This window comes from Xanthomonas sp. DAR33341, from assembly GCF_003992815.1.
Taxonomy (GTDB): Bacteria; Pseudomonadota; Gammaproteobacteria; order Xanthomonadales; family Xanthomonadaceae; genus Xanthomonas; species Xanthomonas cissicola.
Window position 1 is genome coordinate 1 of record NZ_QEYV01000036.1, and the last position, 21,172, is coordinate 21,172.

Consider the following 21,172-nt stretch of genomic DNA (forward strand, 5'->3'; position numbering starts at 1 on the left):
GGCGTAGTAGCCCAGGCCGGCCCACTGCGCCATCACCGTGTCGTTGTCGGCCGCAGCCAGATCGGCCAGCGCAGGGAAGCGCGCCATGAACTTGTGGAAATACGGAATGACCACCGCGACCTGGGTCTGCTGCAGCATGATTTCCGACAGCCACACCCGATAGGGCGCGCGTGGATGCTGCCAGGGTAGATCATGGCGACCGTGGCCGTCGAACCAGTGCAACAGGCGGTCGACAAAGGCATCAGCGGAGGGAGTGGCGTGGTCGGCTGGCATGAGCGCTGCTGGCGATGGAGGGGGAGGCGAGGGTGGCGGGACGCGAAGCGGGTCTGCTGCGTACGTCGTGCGGCGCGTCCATTCACCGCAGCGGAAACGTCATTCCGACCAGGCACCGTTCGCAGAACCATCCTTCATCGCCAGGTCGGTGCGGTGTTGCCGGCGCATGGGCGTCGGCCACTGATGCATCCGCGCGACATTGCTTTCTGAGTGCTGCGGGCGAGGGCTGGGCAAACTCCGGTACGCGTCTTGCCTGGGACCAATCGCGTGACGCCTGCCGCACGGTGCAACCTGCCTGTCGCGCCTGCGCGCACAGCGGTTGCAGATGCGGGCAGGCATCTTCCGATCAACCGCCCAACGCGTCCGGCAGCAGCGCGTCGACGAAGGCAACCGGGTCGAAGACGCGCAGATCCTCCGGGCGCTCGCCGATACCGGCAAAGCGGATCGGAATATTGAACTCGCGCGCCAGCGCGAACACCACGCCGCCCTTGGCAGTGCCATCGAGCTTGGTCACGACCAGGCCGGTGACGCCCACGGCAGCGTGGAACTGGCGCAGCTGCGAAATGGCGTTCTGGCCGGTGGTGCCGTCGATGACCATCAAGACTTCGTGCGGCGCGGCGGCATCGATCTTGCCGAGCACGCGGCGGATCTTGCCGAGCTCGTTCATCAGCCCGGTCTGGGTATGCAGGCGGCCGGCGGTGTCGGCGATCAACACATCGGTGCCGCGCGCCTTGGCGGCCTGCAGCGCGTCGAACGCCACCGACGCGGCATCGGCGTTTTGCCCCTGCGCGATCACGGCCACGCCATTGCGATCGCCCCAGGCCTGCAATTGCGCCACGGCGGCAGCACGGAAGGTGTCGCCGGCTGCGAGCATCAGACTGTTGCCTTCGTCCTTGAAGCGCTTGGCGAGCTTGCCGATGGTGGTGGTCTTGCCGACGCCGTTGACGCCAACGGTGAGCACCACGAACGGTTTGAGCGAGCGGTCGATCACCAGCGGTTTGGAGACCGGCTGCAGCAGCGCGATGAGATCGGCACGCAAGGCCTTGAACATCGCCTGGGCGTCGACGAATTCGCGCGACTTCATCCGCTTGCGCAGGCCGTCGATCAACGCCGTGGTGGCGCCGATGCCGACGTCGGCGGTGATCAACGCGGTTTCGATCTCGTCGAGCAGGTCGTCATCGAGCTTGGGATTGCGCGAGAACAGGCCGCCGAAACTGCGAGCGAAGGTGCTGTTGCGCAGCCGCTCGCGCCAGCCGGGTTTTCCCGCCGGCGCGGCGGGGAGGGCCTCGCGCTGGCCGACGATGCTGTCGTCCTGCGTGCTCGGCAGCGGTGCACTGACAATCGCCGGCGCGGTGACCGTCGGCGCGGCACTGATGGGCGGCGCGCCGGCTGGAGTTGCAGCAGCCGGTGCAGGCGTCGAGGCCGGCGGAGCGGCGACCGGGGGTGCGACCACGGCAGGCGCTGCGCTTTGCAGTGGCGACACCGGCTGTGCAGGCACGGCAGGAGGCGGCGTCGGGACGGTCTGCGGCTGCGCTACGACCGGCGGCGGCACCACGACCGGCGCGCTGGGGGCGCTGGCGGGTATCGGGTCTGGCAGTGCCTGCAATGCGGTCGGCGCAGGCGCCGCAGGAGCTGCGGGCGCGCTCGGGACGGCGGCAATACTCTGCGCCTGGCCAGTGCGTGCAGCGATCTCCTGCGCCAGCTGGTCGGCTGGCGCGGCGGTGATCTGCGGCGGTATCGGCGCCGCGGGCGCTGCAGGCTCGCCGCCTGCCGGAGCAGGCGTGACAGGCGCAACAACCGGCGTTGCGGCCGCTTCGCGTTCTGGCTCGGCATTCGGCACCGCCTCGACCGGCGATGCCGGGGTGGCGGCAGACGGCGCGGTGGGGAATGCGGCTGCCAGTTCTTCCAGGCTGTAGCGCGAGGTACGCGAGCTGTCGGGCGTGGTTGGCTTGTTACGGCGAAAAAAGCTGGCCATTGGCAACGCAGTAGGGGAAACCCGAAATTCTATCATCCGGGCCTCCTGACACCTTGACGCCGCCTTTAGCGCAGCTCCGCGCCCGGGCGTCTCGCATGCATCGCACTGCCGTCGGTATGGCGGCTCACCTGGGTGCGCTAGCGCGTGGCAAATCCTGCCGAATTCGGCATTTTTGCCAGCGATGTGTCAACGCGAAGTTGTGTCTTTATAACTGACCTTTGAGCGCGCGGTAATCACGCGGCGTCATGCCGACGGTGGCCTTGAACTGGCGCGCGAAGGCACTCTGGTCGGCGAAGCCGCAGCGTTGCCCGATGCTGGCGATGCTGTCGTCGCCGTACAGCAGCCGCATCGCCGATTCGATGCGCAACTTGGTCAGCAATTGCTGCGGGGTGACCTGAAACACGCGGCGGAAGTGACGTTCCAGCTGCGCCACCGACAGCCCGGCCAGGTCGGCCAGGCTTTGCACGCGCAGGTTGTCTCCGAAGTTGGTCTGCATGTGTTCCATCACCTGGCTCAAGCGTTCGTAGGCGGAATGACGGCTGTCGGGCTGGCCCAGATCGCGCGAGATGCCGACCACACCGATCACCTCATTGGCCTCGCACAGCGGGCGTTTGAAGGTCAGGCACCAGCCCGGCAGGCGGTTGGGGTACAGATGCACTTCGAGCTGGTTGTCGATGAGCTCGCCACACAGCACGCGGCGGTCCTGCATCATGTAGCTGCCGCCCAGCGGCAACGGGAACACTTCCAGCGGCGAGCGGCCGATGATCTCGCTGCGCAGCTTGCGTCCCAACCGGCGCACCAGGGTCAGGTTGCAATGGGTGTAGCGCCCCTCGCTGTCCTTGATGAAGAACACCACATCCGGCAGTGCATCGAACAGCGTCTGCATTTCCAGGGCGGGCAGGTTGAGGTCCATCAGGGTCATGGTAGCGGTCACGATTAGACGGTTGCACGACGGTGCAGCCCAGCAATGATCCTAGCGCAAACGCGCGGTTGTGATTCGGGTGGGTGATTGTGCGGATTTCCGCATTTTCACTTGGCATTGAACGCTAGTCGTCCGCGGGTCGGCAGTGGGAGCATGAGCCATGCACACCATCGACGTCATCGACTCCCACACGGCAGGCGAGCCTACCCGCGTGGTCCTTTCCGGTTTTCCAGATCTGGGCGATGGCGATCTGGCGCAGTGCCGCGAACGCTTCCGCAGCGAGTTCGACCACTGGCGCAGCGCCATCGCCTGCGAGCCGCGTGGGTCGGACACCATGGTGGGCGCCTTGTTGCTGCCGCCGCGCGACCCGAGCGCCTGCACCGGGGTGATCTTCTTCAATAACGTCGGCTACCTGGGCATGTGCGGGCACGGCACGATTGGCGTGGTGCGCACGCTGGCCGAACTGGGGCGCATCGCGCCGGGCCAGCACCGGATCGAGACACCGGTCGGCACGGTGGGCGTGGAGCTGGCCGACGACGGCACGGTGTCGGTAGACAATGTCGAGAGCTATCGTTTTGCCAGCGGGGTCGAGGTGGAGGTGCCGGGGCATGGCCGGGTGTGCGGCGACGTAGCCTGGGGCGGCAACTGGTTTTTCATCACCGAGCATGCGCCGTGCGCGCTGGACCTGGCGCACCAGCGCGAGCTGACCGCGTATACCGAGGCGATTCGGCTGGCCCTGGAAGCGGCCGGGATCACTGGCGAGGCCGGTGGCGAGATCGACCATATCGAAGTCAACGGCGCTGCGCCCGACGGTAGCGGCGTGGCGCGCAATTTCGTGCTGTGCCCGGGGCTGGCCTATGACCGCTCGCCGTGCGGCACCGGCACCAGCGCCAAGCTGGCCTGCCTGGCGGCGGACGGAAAGTTGGCCGAAGGCGAGCGCTGGGTGCAGCAAGGCATTCTGGGCAGCGCCTTCGAAGGCAATTATCGGCTGAGCGGGCGCGGCATCGCACCGCGCATCAGTGGGCGGGCGTACATCACCGCGCGCGCGCAACTGGTGATCGACCCGGCGGACCCGTTCGCCTGGGGCATCGTGGCCTGATGGAACCCCAGCGGCCCGCGCCGGTGCTTGCGTCGGTCACGCCGTCTGGCGCAGCAGTGTCTGCTGCGATGACAGGGACTGCCGCTGCAACGCCTGCGTCGGTATCGGCGCCTGGATTGGATGCGGTGACCGAATCCGGGTCCGCCGCGTCTGCCGCAGGCACGCGACGCAGTTACGACCTGATCGTGATCGGCGCCGGCATTGTGGGCGCCGCGTGCGCGGAAGCGGCGGCGGGCGAGGGCCTTCGTGTGGCGATCGTCGAGCCGGGACCGATCGGCGGCGGCTCCACCGCAGCGGCGATGGGGCATTTGGTGGCGATGGACGACGACCCGGCCGAGCTGGCGTTGTCGGCGTATTCGCTGCGGCTGTGGGAGCGCTTCGCCACGCTTAGCGAAGCCGAATTCAGCCGCTGCGGAACGCTGTGGGTGGCCCGCGATGCGCGCGAACTGGCGGCGGTGCCAGCCAAGATCGCACGCCTGGCAACGGCCGGCCTGCATGCCGAAGCGATCGATGCCGCGCAGCTGTACGCGCTGGAACCACAGCTGGTGCCCGGGCTGGCTGGCGGCATGCGCGTGCCCGATGAAGCCGTGGTGTATCCGCCGCGGGTCGCGCGGCATTTGGTGGGCGCGGCATGCACGTCCGGTGCGCGCTTGTTCGCCGGCCGCCGCGTGGTGCAGCTGCAGGAGCATGCGGTGCGTCTGGACGATGGGCAGACGCTCGCCGGGCCGGTGCTGGTGGCCAGCGGTGTGGCCTTGCCGCAGTTGCTGCCCGAGCTGGCACTGCGCCCGCGCAAGGGCCATTTGGTGATTACCGACCGGCACCCGGGGCTGATCCGGCATCAGCTGCTGGAACTGGGCTATGCGGATTCGGCGCATGGAGCCGACGACACCAGCGTGGCCTTCAATGTGCAGCCGCGGCCCACCGGGCAGATTCTGATCGGCTCCTCGCGCCAGTTCGGCGAGCACGACCGCGCCTTGTCGATGCCGGTGCTGCAGCAGATGCTGCAGCGCGCCTTCGCGTACCTGCCGGTGCTGCGCGAACTGCAAGCGATCCGCGTGTGGACCGGTTTGCGACCGGCCACGCCGGACGGGCGCCCGTATTTGGGGAAGGTGCCCGGCCGGCGCGATGTGTGGGTGGCCGCCGGTCACGAGGGGCTTGGGGTCACCACGGCGCTGGGGAGCGCACGGGTGATCGTGGACAGCCTGCTCGGGCGCACCCCGGCCATCGACCCGGCGCCCTACGCACCGGCGCGTGCCGCGCAAGGAGCGCCCGCATGAGCGCGACGGTGCGTCTGCACGTGGATGGGCGCATGGTCGAGGTGCCGGCCGGTGCCAGCGTGGCGGCGGCAGTGGCGCAGGCGACGTTGCAGTTTCGGCAATCGAGCAGTGGGCAAGCGCGCGCGCCCCTGTGCGGCATGGGGGTGTGTTTCGAATGCCGCGTGCGCATCGATGGCGTGGGACAGCAACGCGCGTGCCTGGTGGACGCATGCGATGGCATGCAGGTACGTACCGATGGCTGAGCGCGTGCTGCATTTCGATGTGTTGGTGATCGGCGCCGGCCCGGCCGGGCTGGCGGCGGCGCGGGCGGCGGCCAGCCAAGGCGTGCGCGTGGGCGTGGTCGACATGCAGCCACGTACCGGCGGTCAGGTGTGGCGCAGCGATGTGCACTCCGGCGCGCCGGCCGATGCGCGCGCATTGCTGCAGCAGGTGGCGGGCAATGCATCGATCACCGTGCTGACGCGCACGCAGATTTTGCTGGCGCAACCGGGCTGGCTCCTGGCCGATGGCCCCACCGGCACATTGCAGCTGCATTACGCCGCGTTGGTGCTGGCCACCGGTGCGCGCGAATTGCTGCTGCCATTTCCGGGATGGACCCTGCCCGGCGTCACCGGTGCCGGTGCGGCGCAGGCGCTGGCCAAGCAGGGCTGGCCGCTGGCGGGCAAGCGCGTGCTGGTGGCCGGCAGTGGCCCGTTGTTGCTGGCCAGTGCGGCCACGTTGCAACGGCATGGCGCGCACGTGCTCGGCATTCACGAACAGACCTCGCCGGCCGCCTTGCGCCAGTTCGCACTGCAGCTGTGGCGCTGGCCGGGCAAGGCCGCGCAGGCGGTGGCGCTGCGCCTGCAGCTGCGTGCAGTGGCATATCGCGCCGGCAGCATGGTGATTGCCGCGCACGGCGACACGCAGTTGCGCGAAGTGGAACTCGCCGGGCCCAGCGGCCGCACGCGTCTTGCCTGCGATCAACTGGCGGTGGGCTATGGCTTGGTGCCCAATACCGAGCTTGCGCAATTGCTGGGTTGCCAGCTGCAAGCGTACGGCGCGCACCAGCAGGTGCAGGTGGATGCGCTGTTGCGTACCAGCGTCACCCAGATCTTTGCCGCCGGCGAAGTCTGCGGCATCGGCGGGCGCGACTGCGCATTGATTGAAGGTGCGATGGCCGGACATATGGCGGCCGATGCACCGGAGGCGGCGCTGCGCCTGCAGCCACGGCGTCACGCCGCGCGTGCGTTTGCCGATCTGCTGCAGCAGCAATTCGCGCTTGACCCGCGCATCCGCACGCTGGCGCAGGCGGACACGTTGATCTGCCGCTGCGAAGACGTACCGCTGGCCGCCCTGGACAGCTTCAACGATGCACGCGACGCCAAGCTCGTCTCGCGCTGCGGCATGGGCGCCTGCCAGGGCCGCATCTGCGGTGCGGCGCTGGCCGAACTGGGGCGTTGCCCGCCCGATCTTTCCACCGACGCCGGCCGCCGGCCGCCGTTATTCCCGGTCCGCCTCGCGGCGCTGGCCGACTCGTTCACTTCCGACTCGCAAGGGAAACACCCATGAGCAATGCTGCGTTCTGGCACGGCGTGCTGCCGGCCATCACCACTCCGTTCACCGCTAACGGCGACATCGACCACGACTTCCTCGGCAAGCACGCCAATCAACTGGTGGATGCCGGTTGCACCGCGATCGTGCCGCTGGGCTCGTTGGGCGAAGCTGCGACCTTGAGCGTGGAAGACAAGCTGGCGATCCTGCGCACGCTGGTCACCGCCTTGAACGGTCGCGTGCCGGTGGTGCCGGGCATCGCGAGCCTGGCCACCGGCGAAGCGGTCGCGCTGGCCAAGGCGGCCAAGGACATCGGCTGCGGCGGCTTGATGGTGCTGCCGCCGTACGTGTACTCCACCGACTGGCGCGAAATGGGCGCGCATGTGCGCGCGGTGATCGGCGCAACCGATCTGCCGGTGATCCTGTACAACAACCCGGTCGCCTACAAGACCGATTTCGGCCCGGCGCAGATCGCCGAGCTGGCCGCCGAATTCCCGCACCTGCAGGCAGTGAAGGAATCGTCCGGCGACGTGCGCCGCTTCGCCGCGCTGCAGGAATTGCTGGGCGATCGCCTGGCGCTGCTGGTGGGCATGGACGATGCCATCGTCGAGGGCCTGAGCATGGGCGCCAAGGGTTGGATCGCCGGCCTGGTCAATGCGTATCCGAAGGAATCGGTGCGCCTGTTCGAACTCGCCCGCGATGGCGGTTACCCGGCGGCCAGAGAGCTTTACCACTGGTTCCTGCCGCTGCTGCGCCTGGATACGGTGCCCACCTTCGTGCAGCTGATCAAACTGGTGCAGGCCAAGGTCGGCATGGGCAGCGAGCAGGTGCGTGCGCCGCGCCTGCTGGTGGCCGGTGCCGAGCGCGATGCCGCGTTGAAGGTCATCGACCATGCCATCGCCACCGCGCCCAAGTTGTCTTGATGGCGCCATGATGCTGCCATCGTCTGTTGCGCCTGCGGGTGAGCGCAGGGTGCGAGTCGTGCGGGTTCGTGCCACGCGCCTTGCCTGCGCGCGGGGCGATGCGTCGGCCGATGCGGATGTGGCATCCAGTGCCGCATCCTCATCGTCTTTCTGGTCGGCCGCCAGCGCACCGAGCGCCGGACCTGCCTCCCTGTCACCGAAGGTGCCGCAATGAACGATACGAACCACTCCATTCCCGCGGCAGCAGCCGAGATCCTGCTGGCAGGCCGATGGCAAGCCAGCCGCGCCGCCACCGGCAGCTTCCGTGCTGCCGACCCGGCCGCCGGCGAACCGATCGGGCCCTACTTTCCGGTCAGTGGCGCGGACGATGTGGAAGCGGCCGTGGTTGCGGCGCAGGCAGTGGCGGCGGAGTTGGCGGCCGCACCGGTCGAGCGGATCGCGGCCTTTCTGGAAGCCTATGCCGATGCGCTGGATGCCGATGCCGATACCCTGGTCGCGCTGGCGCATGCCGAGACGGCGTTACCGGCGCCCACACGCTTGCGCGGTAACGAACTGCCGCGCACCAGCGGCCAACTGCGGCAGGCCGCACGGGCCGTGCGCAGCTACAGCTGGACCCAGCCCATCATCGACAGCGCGGCAGATCTGCGTTCGCACCTGGCGCCGCTGGGCAAACCGGTGCTGGTATTCGGCCCGAACAACTTTCCGTTCGCGTTCAATGCAATTGCCGGCAGCGATTTCGCCTCGGCGATTGCCGCGCGCAACCCGGTCATCGCCAAGGCGCATCCGTTGCATCCGGCCACCAGCCAGCGCATGGCGCAGCTCGCGCATCAGGCCTTGCTCGCGGCCGGTCTGCCTGCGGCGGCGGTGCAACTGCTGTATCACTTCGACAATGCCATCGGCCTGCGATTGGCGGGCGATGCGCGGCTGGGCGCGATCGGATTCACTGGCAGCCGTGCCGGTGGCCTGGCACTTAAGGCCGCCGCAGACGCGGCGGGCGTGCCGTTTTATGCCGAGCTTTCCAGCGTCAACCCGGTCTTCCTGTTGCCGGGCGCGCTGGCCGAACGCGGCGATGCGCTTGCGCAGGAATTCTTCGCCTCCTGCACGCTGGGTAGCGGGCAGTTCTGCACCAATCCCGGTGTGGTGGTGGTGCCGCATGGCGCGGCTGGCGATGCGTTCGTTGCGGCCAGCAAGGCGCATTTCGAAGCGGCCATGCCGATGGTGCTGTTCTCCGCCTCTGGTGTAGAAGGCGTGCAACGCGGCGTGGCGAGCCTACGTGCGGCCGGCGCCGGCATGCTGGCCGGCGGGCACACCGGCGAGGATGGCTACCGTTATGCGCCGACCTTGTTGAGCGTGGATGCGCAAGCCTTCCTCGCCAATCCGCACGCCCTGCAGGCCGAAGCCTTCGGGCCTGTGAGCCTGCTGGTGCGCGCAGCCGATGTGGCGCAGATGGCACAGGTGGCTGCTGCGTTCGAAGGCAATCTGACCGGCACGTTGTACCGCGCGGCCGACGGCGGCGACGATGCCGCGTGGCAGACCATCGCCCCGGTGCTGCGTGCGCGGGTAGGGCGGTTGATCAACAGCAAGATGCCAACCGGCGTGGCCGTGAGCGCTGCGCAAAACCACGGTGGCCCGTTCCCGAGCACCGGGCATCCGGGCTTCACGGCGGTGGGCATGCCCGGCGCCATCCGCCGTTTTGCCGCCTTGCACAGTTACGACGCGGTGCCCGATGCACTGCTGCCCGCCGAACTGCGCCAGCGCAATCCGGGCGGCGTGGCACGTCTGGTCGACGGGCAATGGAGCACGGCCGATCTTGGAGCCGGCGCATGAAGCGCCAGATCGGCGGGCTGTCGCTGGAGCAAGCGCGTGCGCAACTCGCGCCGTGGACCCAACGCGCCGCGCCGATCGCCGCGGACGAATACGAGCGCCGCATCGAGCGTGCACGCAGCCTCATGCGCGGGCATGGCGTGGATGCGCTGTTGATCGGCGCCGGCACGTCGCTGCGCTATTTCACCGGCGTGCCGTGGGGGGCGAGCGAGCGTCTGGTGGCACTGCTGCTGACGCTGGATGGCGATCCGGTGTTGATCTGCCCCGTGTTCGAGGAAGGCTCGCTGGATGCGGTGCTGAAGATCCCGGCGACCAAATACCTGTGGGAAGAGCACGACGACCCGTACGCACTGGTGGTACAGGCCATGGATGAGCGCCATGCGCACGCCCTGGCGCTGGACCCCGGCATCGCGTTCGCCGTGCACACCGGTCTGCGTGCGCATCTGGGCAAGGCGATTCGTGATGCCGGCGCGATCATCGATGGCTGCCGCATGTGCAAGTCGCCAGCCGAGCTGGCATTGATGCAGCAGGCTTGCGATATGACCTTGCTGGTACAGCGGCTGGCGGCCGGTATCGCGCACGACGGGATCGGGACCGATGAACTGGTGCGTTTCATCGATGAGGCGCATCGCGCGCTGGGCGCCGACAACGGATCGACCTTCTGTATCGTGCAGTACGGTCACGCCACTGCGTTTCCGCATGGCATCCCGGGTGTGCAGCACCTGCGCGAAGGCGAACTGGTGTTGATCGACACCGGCTGCACCGTGCAGGGCTACCACTCCGACATCACCCGCACCTGGATCTATGGTGCGGCCAACGACGCGCAGCAGCGCATCTGGGACCTGGAGCAGGCCGCGCAGGCGGCGGCATTCGCAGCGATCCGCCCTGGCGTGGCATGCGAAGCGGTGGATCAGGCTGCCCGCAAGGTGCTGGAAGCAGCCGGGCTCGGGCCCGACTATCGGCTGCCCGGGTTGCCGCATCGCACCGGTCACGGTTGCGGCCTGGCGATTCACGAGGCGCCTTACCTGGTGCGCGGCAATGCGCTGGCGTTGCAGCCGGGCATGTGTGCCAGCAACGAGCCGATGATCGTGGTGCCGGAGCAGTTCGGCGTGCGCCTGGAAGACCATTTCTACGTGACCGACGATGGTGCGCAGTGGTTCACGCCGCCGTCGGTGGCGATCGATCAACCGTTTGCGTGAGTCTGCGAAGGTTCACGCGCGCGTAGGAGCGCACCCGGGCGCGGCGGGCATTCCCGAGTGAAGCCATTCGCGCTCAGGCGCGCTCCTACCGCTGTCCTTGCATCTTGGAGTGAATGCATGAAACACCTGCGTCCCGTCGCCATCGGTCTACTCGCCGCCGCCTTGTTCACCGCCTGCAAGCCGGCGCCGCCCGCAGCGGAGCCGGCGGCGTCGCCTGGCTCCGCCTCAACCGGCGAGCAGGCTGCCAAGGCCTTCGATGCGCTGCTGGACAAGCAGTGGCAGTACCAGCTGCAGCACAACCCGGAGTTCGCCAGCATCATCGGCGACAAGCGCTACAACGACCGCTGGAGCGATTACTCGCTGGCGGCCGTGCAAGCAGAGCGCGCCGCAACGGCCGACCTGCTCAAGCAGTTCGAAGCGGTGGATGCCAAGACGCTGGACGAGCAACGCCAACTCAGCCTGCAGATGATGCTGGGCCAGTTGCGCGACAAACTGGAAGGCATCGACCTGAAGACCTATGCAATGCCGCTGGAACCGATCGGCGGCATACAGTTGGCGTTGGCCGGGTACGGCGATGCCTTTCCGTTCGAAAACGCCAAGGATTACCAGGACTACATCAAGCGGCTACAGACGATTCCGACGGTGATCGACCAGGTGATCGCGGTGTCGCGTCAGGGCGCGAAGGACGGCCTCACCCAGCCGCGTTATCTGCTGGAGCGCTTACCCGAGCAGATCGACAAGATTGCGGCCTTGACCGGCGAGCAGAGCCCGTTCGCCTCGCCATTGAAAAAGCTCGACGCCACCGTGCCGGCCGACCAACGCGATGTGCTGCGCAAACAGCTGCTCGCAGCGATCGACCAACAGGTACGCCCGGCTTACGGAAAGCTGGCCGCGTTCGTCCGCGACGAATACGCCGCGCAGGGACGCGCGCAGGAAGGCGTCTGGTCGCTGCCCGATGGCGAGCGCCGTTATCGCTATGCCATCCATACCCAGACCACCACCGACATGGCACCGGAAGAAATCCACCAGATCGGCCTGAAGGAGGTGGCGCGCATCGAAGGCGAGATGACGCAGATCGCCAAGGCGCAGGGTTTTGCCGATCTGGCGAGCTTCCGCAAGGCCGTGGAGACCGACAAGCGGCACTTCGCCGCCTCGGGCGAGCAGATCCTGCAGCAGTACCGCCAATACATCGCAGCGATGGAACCGGAGCTGCCGAAGTTGTTCGGCCATCTGCCCAAGACTCCGCTGGAAGTGCAGGCGATGCCGGCGTTCCGGCGTACCGCACCGGGCGCCGAATACTGGCAGAGCAATCCGGAAGGCACCAAGCCGGCGATCGTGAAGGTCAACACCAGCGACTTCGCCAGCCGCACGTTGATCAATATCGAAACCACCGCCTATCACGAAGGCGTGCCCGGGCATCACCTGCAGATTTCGCTTGCGCAGACATTGCCGTTGCCGCCGTTCCGCCAGCAGGCCGGCTACAACGCCTATATCGAAGGTTGGGCGCTGTATGCCGAGCGCCTGGGCAAGGAGATCGGTTTCTTCAAGGATCCGTATAACGACTATGGGCGCCTGTCCGGCGAATTGCTGCGCGCCAACCGGTTGGTGCTCGACACCGGCGTGCACTACAAGCACTGGAATCGCCAGCAGATGGTGGATTTCTTCCACGCACATCCATCCGACGACGAGCCCAGCATCCAGTCCGAAACCGATCGCTACATCGTGTGGCCGGGCCAGGCGCTGGGGTACAAGCTCGGCCAGCTGCAGATCCTGGCGTTGCGTGCGGAAGCCGAGAAAGAACTCGGTGAGCGCTTCGATGTGCGCGCCTTCCACGATGCGGTGCTGGGCGGCGGCGCGATGCCGCTGGCACTGTTGCAGCAACGTGTGCGGCAGTGGATTACGCAGGCCAAGGCGGCGCCGGAGGCACACCCATGAGCACCACCAGCGCGTTACGCGCGAGCACATTGACTCTGTTGATTGCCGCCAGCCTGGGCGGCCTGGCCTTGCCCGTGCACGCGGCCGAGGCCGAGGCCGAGGCCGCGGCTGCGGCCACGCAGAACACCGCAGCGGCACGCTTCAAGGCCTTGTACACGCGCGAGTGGCGCTGGCGCCAGGCGCAGGCGTCGGGCGCGGTGGATGAAGACAACCAGGCTACGCAGGAGCAACAGGCCGACCATCTGCCCAAGGTCGATGTCGCCACACAAAACCAGCGCACGGCGTATTGGCAACAGGTGTTGAAGGAACTGGATGCCATCCCGCAGGCGCAGTTGTCGGCCGAAGATCAGGTGAGCTACCAGGTGTACCGGCAACAGTTGCAGGTGTTGCTGGACCAGCAGCATTTTCGCGCCTGGGAGATGCCGTTCAACAGCGACTCGGCGTTCTGGAGCGATCTGGGCTTCGGCGCCGAGGCCACGCTGCGCACGCGCGAGGATTACCAGCGTTATCTCAAGATGCTGGCCGACATCCCGCGCTATTTCGCCGAGCACACCGACAATATGCGCGCCGGGCTGGCACGCGGTTTCACCCAGCCGCGGGTCACGATGACCGGGCGCGACCAATCCATCGCCGATGTGGCGCAGGCCAAAGGCGAGGCCAACCCGTTCTACGCGCCGTTCAAGCAGATGCCGGCGACGCTGCCGGCCGATGTGCAGGCGCAACTGCGCCAGCAGGCAGTCAAGGCCATCGATACACAGGTGGTGCCGGCATACGCCAGGCTGCTGGATTTCATCCGCAACGAGTACCAGCCGCGCGCACGCACCACGCTGGCCGGCGAAGCGTTGCCGGACGGGCAGGCGTATTACCGTGCGCAGATTCGCGAGTTCACCACGCTGGACTTGAGCCCCGATCAGATCCATCAGATCGGCGTGCAGGAGGTGGCCAAGCTGCGCACGCAGATGGACCAGACCATCGTGGCCAGCGGCTTCAAGCCGCCGGCCGGGCAGGCCGTGTTCCCGGCGTTTCTGCACTTCCTGCGTACCGACCCGCAGTTCTATGCCAAGACGCCGGAAGAGTTGCTCAAGCAGGCGGCGTGGATCGCCAAGCGCGTGGACGCCAAGGTGGGCGATTACATCGGCCGGCTGCCTCGCCGTCGCTTCGCCATCGAACCGGTGCCGCCGGAGTTGGCGCCGTTCTATACCGGCGGTCGCGGTGGGCCGGGCATCTATCTGGTCAATACCTACAACCTGCCGTCGCGGCCGCTGTACAACCTGACCGCGCTGACCTTGCACGAATCCTCGCCCGGTCACGCCTTGCAGATGCCGCTCGCGGCAGAGGCGCAAGGCTTGCCGGAGTTCCGCCGTTACGGCTTCATCTCCGCCTACGGTGAAGGTTGGGCGCTGTATTCGGAGTATCTGGGTCAGGAGATGGGCATGTACGACACGCCCTATGACCGTTTCGGCTACCTGACCTACCAGATGTGGCGCGCCTGCCGCCTGGTGATCGATACCGGCATCCACCACAAGGGCTGGACGCGCGAGCAGGCGCAGGCCTACCTGCGCGACAATACTGCGCTCAGCGAGCACGAAGTCACCACCGAGGTAGACCGCTATATCGCCTGGCCGGGGCAGGCGCTGTCGTACTACCTGGGCGAGCTGAAAATACTGGAGCTACGCCGCAAGGCAGAAGCCGCGCTGGGCGAAAAGTTCGACCTGCGCAACTTCCACGATGCGGTGCTGCAGACCGGCTCGGTGCCTTTGCCGGTGCTGGAAGCGCGCATCGACCGCTTCATCGCCGATGGCGGCGTGTCGCCGTACCCACAGGATGACCAGGCAGAGGCATCGGCAGAGGCGAAGGCCTCCGCCAGCGACTGACACGTGCGCGCACGTGATGGCTTTAAGAGCAGTACCGCGCTTTCCACATTTCGGGGCGACGTATGACCACACACGCTGCGACCACGCAAGGCAAGTTCCACAAGCGCCTCAGCCTGACCGACCTGACCTTTATCGGGCTGGGTTCGATCTTCGGTTCCGGGTGGTTGTTTTCGGCCAGCCACGTCTCATCGATCGCGGGGCCGGCCGGCATCGTGTCGTGGATCCTCGGTGGGATCGCGGTGCTGCTGCTTGGGCTGGTGTATTGCGAACTCGGCGCGGCATTGCCGCGCGCCGGCGGGGTGGTGCGCTACCCGGAATATTCGCATGGCGCCTTGCTCGGTTCGCTGACCGGCTTCATCACCTTGATCGCGTTCTCCAGCCTGATCGCGATCGAAGTGGAAGCGGCGCGGCAATACGCAGCGGCGTGGTTCCCGTGGTTGAGCCAGCCAAACAGCACCCATCCCAGCGTCGTGGGTTGGCTGGTGCAGCTGGCCTTGCTCGTGCTGTTCTTCGTACTCAACTACTTCAGCGTCAAGACCTTTGCGCTGGCCAATAACATCGTCAGCATCTTCAAGTTCCTGGTGCCGATCCTGGTGATCGTGCTGCTGATGCAGCACTTCGATGCCGGCAATCTGAGCGTGCATGGGTTCGCGCCATCGGGCATGGCGGGCGTGGAGGCGGCGATCTCGGCCGGCGGCATCATCTTCGCGTATCTGGGGTTGACCCCGATCGTGTCGGTGGCCAGTGAGGTGCGCGACCCGCAGCGCAATATTCCGATTGCGCTGATCCTGTCGGTGGCGCTGTCCACGGCGATTTACGTGCTGCTGCAGCTGACGTTCCTGGGCAGCATCCCGGCCGCGCAACTCGCGCAAGGCTGGGCGGGCATCGACAAGGCCTTCTCGCTGCCGTACCACGACATCGCCCTGGCGTTGGGCATGGCGTGGCTGGCCGCGCTGGTGATCTGCGATGCGATGGTCTCGCCCAGCGGCACCGGCAACATCTACATGAATGCCACGCCGCGCGTGGTGTATGGCTGGGCACGCAGTGGCGGGTTCTTGCCGGTGCTGACGCGGGTGGATCCGGCGTCGGGCATCCCGCGTCCGGCACTGTGGTTGAGCCTGGGCTTGTCGATCTTCTGGACGCTGCCGTTTCCCTCCTGGGAAACGCTGATCGGCGTGGTGTCGGCCGCCTTGGTGCTGAGCTATGCGGTGGCGCCGATCACGGTGGCGGCTCTGCGGCGCAGCGCGCCGGACTTGCCGCGCCCATTCTTCGTGCGTGGCCTGCCGATGTTGGGGCCGCTGTCGTTCATGGTGGCGGCGTTGATCGTGTACTGGTCCACCTGGCCGACCTTGTCGTGGTTGCTAGGCTTGCAGGTGCTGGCGTTCGTGCTGTACGTGCTATTGCGCCTGCCTTCGCGCCAGGGCCGCGCGCGCCTGGTGCGGCAGGTGCGCGCGTCGCTGTGGCTGATCGTGTTCTTCGTGCTGGTGATGCTGGTGTCGTGGGCGGGGACGTTCGGCGGACATGGCTGGATTGCGCATCCCTTCGATACGTTGGGCGTGGCGGTCATCGCGTTGTGCATTTATCACTGGGGCGCACGCAGCGGTTTGCGCAGCGACGAGCTTGCGCTGGAGGAGGACGATGGTGAGTGATGCGCGCCGCAGCGCATTTGGTTTACGTCGGTGGTCTGCATTGGTCGCCTACGGATTGGTGTTGTCGGGTGCTGTGCAGGCTGCGCCCAGCGTTGCCGATTACCAACGCTCGCTGGGTTTGCGCGAGCAGTGGATCACGCTGACAGAGAATGTCGCCTGGCCGGCGCAGTGGCAGGATGATGGAAGGTTCTACTACCGCAAGACAGTGCCGGGCGGCTTTGCGTTTGTCAGTGCCGATGTGGCCACCTTGCAGAAGCAGCCGGCCTTCGATCAGGCGCGCCTGGCGCAGGGCCTGAGTGCGGCAACCGGGAAACCGTATGCGCCGCTGCGTCTGCCGTTCGAGCAGTTTTCGTTTTCAACCGAGGGCGAACGCAGCGATGGCGCCATTGTCTTCGCACTGGACGATGCGCCCTGGCGTTGCACGCTGACCACCTACCGCTGCGCGCCCGATGCACGGCTGCAGCCGACCTCACGCCCACGCGGCTTCGGCGTGGTACGCGACCCGCTGGTGCCGGCCGACACCACGCCGCGTCGTTCGCCGGATGCCAAGTGGGAGGTGCTGGCCGATGGCTGGAACCTGGTATTGCGTCATCTCGCCGATGGGCAGGTCACACGGCTCAGCAGCGACGGCCGTGCCGATGATTATTTCGATCCGGAGAGCGTTGCCTGGTCGCCGGACTCGCGGCAGCTGGCGGTGTATCGCGTGCGTCCGGGGCTGGCTCGCCGTGTCACCCGCGTCGAAGCCGCGCCTGCCGGCGGTGGGCAACCGGTGGTGCATACCCAGTTGTATCCCAAGCCGGGCGATGCGGTGGATGTGGAGCGCCCGGTACTGTTTGCGCTGGACGGCACGCGTCGCGACGTGGACACGGCGTTGTTCGACAACCCGTATTCGTTGTCGCCGCTGCAGTGGCGCAGCGACGGGCGCAGTGTCGCGTTCGAGTATGTGCAGCGCGGCTTCCAGCGCATGCGCGTGATTGCGGTGGATGCAATCAGTGGGCGCGCGCGCGTGGCAGTCGGCGAAGACGCGCGCACCTTCGTGTATGCCGACCGCAGCTTTCGCCACGACGTGGATGGGCGTGGCGATGAGGTGCTGTGGATTTCCGAGCGCGATGGCTGGCGGCACCTGTATCTGTTCGATGGACGCAGCGGCAAGGTGAAACGCCAGCTCACCCGCGGGCCGTGGGTGGTGCGCGATGTGCTGCGCGTGGACGATGCGCAGCGCCGCATCTGGTTCACGGCCAGCGGGATGGACGCAGGCAAGGACCCATACGACAGACAACTCTACAGCGTGGATTTCGACGGCCGCCGGTTGACCCGCTTGACCCACGCCGAGGCCGACCACGACGTGGCGATTGCCGACGATGGCCTGCATTACGTCGACGTCTACTCGCGTCCAGACCTGCCGCCGGTGATGGAGCTGCGCGCCATCGATGGCCAACTGCTGCATACCGTGGAGCGTGGCACGATCGACAGGCTGCAGGCCGCCGGCTGGCGCGCGCCGGAGACCTTCGTAGCCAAGGGCCGCGACGGCACCAGCGACATCTGGGGCATGGTGGTGCGACCGCGCGACTACGACCCGCGCAAGACCTATCCGGTGATCGAAAACATCTACGCCGGGCCGCACGATTCCTTCGTGCCCAAGACGTTCTGGCCCTTCGGTTATCACTCCGGCGGCGACAAGCAGATCGGCATGCAGGCGCAGGCCGATCTGGGTTTCATCGTGGTGATGATCGACGGCATGGGGACCGCCAACCGCTCCAAGGCGTTTCATGATGTCGCGTGGAAAGACCTGGGCGATTCCGGGTTTGCCGACCGCATTGCATGGCATCGTGCGCTGGCCGCCAAAGACCCGTCTTACGACATCAGTCGCGTCGGCATCTATGGTGCGTCGGCGGGTGGGCAGAGCACGCTGGGGGCGCTCGAGCGTCATCCGGAGTTCTACAAGGTGGGCGTTGCGTTTGCCGGGTGCTACGACAACCGCATGGACAAGATCAGCTGGAATGAGCAGTGGATGGGCTGGCCGGTGGATGCGTACTATGCAGAGGCGTCTGGCGTGGTCAATGCACGCAAGCTGCAGGGCGACCTGCTGCTGATCGTCGGCGAGCAGGACAGCAATGTGGATCCGGCGTCCACCGCACAGGTCGTCGATGCCCTGATCAGGGCCGGCAAGGAGTTCGACCTGCTCAATGTGCCGGGTGGCGAACATTCGGTTGGCCGCTCCAGCGGGCCGATCGATTACGTGCAACGTCGCCAGTACGACTTCTTCGTGCGCCACCTGCGCAACGAACCCACGCCGCACTGGAATTCCCTGCCGTCGGAGGCGCAATGATGCGTTTGTTTGCTCGATTCAAGGCACAGCGGCGCAGCCGGGGGGCGGGTCTGCTGTGGTCGCTGGCGTTGCTGGCTGGTAGCACACCGCTGCTTGCGGCCGCCGAAGAACTGCCGCGCTTCGTCACCAAGGATGGCCGCCATGCCGTGTTTGTCGATGGTGCGCCGTACACCATCTTGGCCGCACAGTTGCACAACTCCAGCGCATGGCCGGCGGTATTGCCCCAGGCATTGGACGACGTGGTGGCCCTGCATGCCAACACGGTGGAAGCGCCCGTGTATTGGGAGCAGTTCGAGCCGGAACAGGGCCGCTTCGACACCACCAATGTGGACGCGCTGATTGCCGGCGCCCGCAAGCGCGGCCTGCGCGTGGCCTTGCTCTGGTTCGGCAGCTGGAAGAACGGCCAGATGCATTACGTGCCGGAATGGATCAAGCGCGACGGGGCGACCTACCCGCGCATGCGCGATGCCAACGGTGAGCCGGTGGATGTGTTGTCGCCCCATGTGGCCGCCAACATGCAGGCCGATGCGCGTGCGTTCACCGCGTTGATGCAGCACCTGCGCAAGGTGGATGGCGATCGCCATACCGTGATTCTGGTGCAGGTGGAAAACGAGCCAGGCGCGATCGGTACCGTGCGCGATCACGGCCCCGCAGGGGAGGCGGCGTTCGCGCAACCGGTGCCGCCCCAGATTGCGCGCGCACTGGGTAAACCGCAGGGCAGCTGGCAGCAACTGTTCGGCGCCGAAGCTGCCGAAGCGTTCAACGCATATGCAACCGCTGCGTATATCGAACAGGTGGCTGCCGCCGGCAAGCGTGCGTATCGGCTACCGCTCTACGTCAACACCTGGCTGCGCTACAAGGGCAAGCGCTATCCGGGCATGGACTACCCGTCCGGCGGTGCGACAGTGAACGTATTCGCGCTGTGGCGCGCGGCCACGCCGTCGATCGATTTCATTGGTACCGACATCTACACCAGCGACTACAACGAGTACACCAAGGTCATCGGCCAATACGCGCGGCCCGATAACCCAGCCTGGGTCTCGGAAACCGGCTTCGAAGCTGCCACTGCGCCGTATCTGTTCCATGTGCTGGGGCAGGGCGGGATCGGCTTTTCGGTGTTCGGCATGGATGGCAACCAGGACAGCCAGGCCAACCGCGACGCGATCGCTGCGCACGCCGCCAACTTCAAGCTGCTCGCGCCGATGCAGCGGATTCTGGCGCAGGCCGCCTTTGACGGCCGGCTGCAGGCGGTGGCCGAGCAGCCCGGCGCGCCGCAGCGGACGCTACGCTTCGGCGAGTGGGAGGCCAAGGTGTCGTTTGGTGCGCCCATGTGGGGCGATGCGCCGCCCATTCTGCCCGGCAACGACGACCACGCCGGCCGGCTGCTCGTGGCCCAACTGGGGCCGGAGGAGTTTCTGGTGACCGGTATGGCTGCACGCATTGAATTTTTCCGCGAGGCGGCCGATACCCGTCGTGGACAACTGTTGCGGGTGGAGCAGGGGCGGTATGTCGACGGGCGCTGGCAGATGGAAAAGCAGCTCAACGGCGACCAGACCGACTACGGCCTCAACTTCGGGCGTGTGGATGCAAACGGCAAGGTGCCTGTGGTGTTGCGGGTGCGGGTGGGTACTTACTGAGCCTTGCTGATCGTGTCCTCGCCGCCTTCGGCCTGTTGTCTGCAATGAGTTGAGCCTTGTTCGAATCCACTCGCCGCCACGCCGGAGCCATCATGAGCATCAGCAGTATCGCCAGTTCCGGAATGCAGGTCGCCGCGCTGCGCCAACAGGTGGCGGCCAGCAATGTAGCCCGCCAGCCGGTGGACGGCAGCCCGCGTCAGTCTGTCGCGGCCGCTACCCAGGCCAACGGCGGCGTGGCGGCACGCGTGGTGAATGCCAGCCCCGATCCATCTGCGCCGGCCACCGATCTGGTCGAAGGTCTATCGGCACGCAACGAGTTCCAGGCAAATGCCAATGTGTTGCGGCGCTCCGACCAGATGCTGGGGAGCTTGTTGGACGTGTCGACCTGAGCGGTTCGGCCTACACGACGACGGTCTTCGACCTGTTGCATTGGGTGCAAGGCGTGTCTGGCGAGCGATCGGTGCACCGCGCCGTCCACGCTGCGGGTTTGCTGCAGGGTCCTTGCCTGCCCACCATCGCAGGACACGCTGCAAGTACGTCCATCTAAGCTCCTTGGCGGCATCCATGCCGCCAAGGGACCCGCGAGGGTGGGCGGGCAAGGACCAATCGAGATGGTCGGTGCGCATGGTTCGGCAAAGCAACCGGCAGAGGGCTTTGCCCTTTCCTTCGCTTTCACCAAAACCACCATCCAACGGTTGGGTGCGGTGTCCTCGCCGATTGCGGGAC

15 protein-coding genes and 1 pseudogene are annotated in these 21,172 nt (G+C 66.7%); 13 read left to right on the top strand and 3 right to left on the bottom strand.

Annotated elements, in window-relative coordinates; all coding sequences use genetic code 11:
* From EO156_RS18350 to EO156_RS18365, 3 genes and pseudogenes are all read right to left on the bottom strand, one after another.
* A pseudogene (locus EO156_RS18350) lies at nt 1-273 on the bottom strand (A/G-specific adenine glycosylase); the annotation flags it as partial.
* Nucleotides 274-619: 346 nt separating this feature from the next.
* Complete coding sequence (gene ftsY, locus EO156_RS18360; RefSeq protein WP_003484912.1) at nt 620-2,248, bottom strand: signal recognition particle-docking protein FtsY; 1,629 nt, start codon at nt 2,246-2,248, stop codon at nt 620-622.
* 205 nt (nt 2,249-2,453) lie between these two features.
* Nucleotides 2,454-3,170, bottom strand: coding sequence for an AraC family transcriptional regulator (locus EO156_RS18365; RefSeq protein ID WP_003484914.1), 717 nt, complete (start codon nt 3,168-3,170; stop codon nt 2,454-2,456).
* 160 nt (nt 3,171-3,330) lie between these two features.
* Between EO156_RS18365 and EO156_RS18370 the strand changes: the two genes are divergently transcribed.
* From EO156_RS18370 to EO156_RS18430, 13 genes are all read left to right on the top strand, one after another.
* A complete protein-coding gene (locus tag EO156_RS18370) occupies nt 3,331-4,269 on the top strand; it encodes a proline racemase family protein (protein ID WP_005914064.1) in 939 nt (312 codons plus the stop codon).
* Nucleotides 4,269-5,546: an FAD-dependent oxidoreductase gene (locus EO156_RS18375; RefSeq protein WP_033479280.1), complete on the top strand. Its 1,278-nt coding sequence runs from the start codon at nt 4,269-4,271 to the stop codon at nt 5,544-5,546. The genes EO156_RS18370 and EO156_RS18375 overlap by 1 nt, the downstream gene beginning before the upstream one ends.
* A complete protein-coding gene (locus EO156_RS18380) occupies nt 5,543-5,788 on the top strand; it encodes a 2Fe-2S iron-sulfur cluster-binding protein (RefSeq protein WP_005914068.1) in 246 nt (81 codons plus the stop codon). Before EO156_RS18375 ends, EO156_RS18380 begins: the two co-directional genes overlap by 4 nt.
* Nucleotides 5,781-7,094 carry an FAD-dependent oxidoreductase gene (locus EO156_RS18385; protein ID WP_029829147.1) on the top strand — a complete coding sequence of 438 codons (1,314 nt, stop codon included), beginning with the start codon at nt 5,781-5,783 and terminating at the stop codon, nt 7,092-7,094. Before EO156_RS18380 ends, EO156_RS18385 begins: the two co-directional genes overlap by 8 nt.
* Entirely contained in the window at nt 7,091-7,999 is a 909-nt protein-coding gene (locus tag EO156_RS18390; RefSeq protein WP_016850098.1) for a dihydrodipicolinate synthase family protein, read from the top strand. Before EO156_RS18385 ends, EO156_RS18390 begins: the two co-directional genes overlap by 4 nt.
* Nucleotides 8,000-8,209: 210 nt before the next feature.
* A complete protein-coding gene (locus tag EO156_RS18395) occupies nt 8,210-9,826 on the top strand; it encodes an aldehyde dehydrogenase family protein (protein ID WP_016850099.1) in 1,617 nt (538 codons plus the stop codon).
* Complete coding sequence (locus EO156_RS18400; protein WP_003484921.1) at nt 9,823-11,022, top strand: Xaa-Pro peptidase family protein; 1,200 nt, start codon at nt 9,823-9,825, stop codon at nt 11,020-11,022. The genes EO156_RS18395 and EO156_RS18400 overlap by 4 nt, the downstream gene beginning before the upstream one ends.
* Nucleotides 11,023-11,139: 117 nt before the next feature.
* On the top strand, nt 11,140-12,957 hold the full coding sequence (locus EO156_RS18405; protein ID WP_016850100.1) for a DUF885 family protein: 1,818 nt from the start codon (nt 11,140-11,142) through the stop codon (nt 12,955-12,957).
* Nucleotides 12,954-14,831 (top strand): DUF885 family protein, encoded by a 1,878-nt coding sequence (locus tag EO156_RS18410; protein WP_026007023.1) that lies wholly within the window; start codon nt 12,954-12,956, stop codon nt 14,829-14,831. Before EO156_RS18405 ends, EO156_RS18410 begins: the two co-directional genes overlap by 4 nt.
* 62 nt (nt 14,832-14,893) lie before the next feature.
* The gene (locus EO156_RS18415) at nt 14,894-16,480 is read left to right on the top strand and encodes an APC family permease (protein ID WP_016850102.1); all 1,587 of its coding nucleotides are present in this window, start codon (nt 14,894-14,896) and stop codon (nt 16,478-16,480) included.
* Complete coding sequence (locus tag EO156_RS18420; protein ID WP_033482780.1) at nt 16,470-18,809, top strand: S9 family peptidase; 2,340 nt, start codon at nt 16,470-16,472, stop codon at nt 18,807-18,809. Before EO156_RS18415 ends, EO156_RS18420 begins: the two co-directional genes overlap by 11 nt.
* Nucleotides 18,809-20,446, top strand: a complete 1,638-nt coding sequence (locus tag EO156_RS18425) for a DUF5597 domain-containing protein (RefSeq protein WP_026007025.1) — start codon at nt 18,809-18,811, stop codon at nt 20,444-20,446. The genes EO156_RS18420 and EO156_RS18425 overlap by 1 nt, the downstream gene beginning before the upstream one ends.
* Nucleotides 20,447-20,538: 92 nt before the next feature.
* Nucleotides 20,539-20,835, top strand: coding sequence for a hypothetical protein (locus EO156_RS18430; protein WP_011051661.1), 297 nt, complete (start codon nt 20,539-20,541; stop codon nt 20,833-20,835).
* Nucleotides 20,836-21,172 lie beyond the last annotated feature (337 nt).

Bases quoted from the DNA above. Each gene is read 5' to 3' on its own strand.
- EO156_RS18370 (WP_005914064.1), top strand. From the start codon at position 3,331: ATGCACACCATCGACGTCATCGACTCCCACACGGCAGGCGAGCCTACC.
- EO156_RS18365 (WP_003484914.1), bottom strand. From the start codon at position 3,170: ATGACCCTGATGGACCTCAACCTGCCCGCCCTGGAAATGCAGACGCTG.
- EO156_RS18375 (WP_033479280.1), top strand. From the start codon at position 4,269: ATGGAACCCCAGCGGCCCGCGCCGGTGCTTGCGTCGGTCACGCCGTCT.
- EO156_RS18405 (WP_016850100.1), top strand. From the start codon at position 11,140: ATGAAACACCTGCGTCCCGTCGCCATCGGTCTACTCGCCGCCGCCTTG.
- EO156_RS18430 (WP_011051661.1), top strand. From the start codon at position 20,539: ATGAGCATCAGCAGTATCGCCAGTTCCGGAATGCAGGTCGCCGCGCTG.
- EO156_RS18410 (WP_026007023.1), top strand. From the start codon at position 12,954: ATGAGCACCACCAGCGCGTTACGCGCGAGCACATTGACTCTGTTGATT.
- EO156_RS18385 (WP_029829147.1), top strand. From the start codon at position 5,781: ATGGCTGAGCGCGTGCTGCATTTCGATGTGTTGGTGATCGGCGCCGGC.
- EO156_RS18400 (WP_003484921.1), top strand. From the start codon at position 9,823: ATGAAGCGCCAGATCGGCGGGCTGTCGCTGGAGCAAGCGCGTGCGCAA.
- EO156_RS18420 (WP_033482780.1), top strand. From the start codon at position 16,470: ATGGTGAGTGATGCGCGCCGCAGCGCATTTGGTTTACGTCGGTGGTCT.
- EO156_RS18395 (WP_016850099.1), top strand. From the start codon at position 8,210: ATGAACGATACGAACCACTCCATTCCCGCGGCAGCAGCCGAGATCCTG.
- EO156_RS18425 (WP_026007025.1), top strand. From the start codon at position 18,809: ATGCGTTTGTTTGCTCGATTCAAGGCACAGCGGCGCAGCCGGGGGGCG.
- ftsY (WP_003484912.1), bottom strand. From the start codon at position 2,248: ATGGCCAGCTTTTTTCGCCGTAACAAGCCAACCACGCCCGACAGCTCG.
- EO156_RS18390 (WP_016850098.1), top strand. From the start codon at position 7,091: ATGAGCAATGCTGCGTTCTGGCACGGCGTGCTGCCGGCCATCACCACT.
- EO156_RS18380 (WP_005914068.1), top strand. From the start codon at position 5,543: ATGAGCGCGACGGTGCGTCTGCACGTGGATGGGCGCATGGTCGAGGTG.
- EO156_RS18415 (WP_016850102.1), top strand. From the start codon at position 14,894: ATGACCACACACGCTGCGACCACGCAAGGCAAGTTCCACAAGCGCCTC.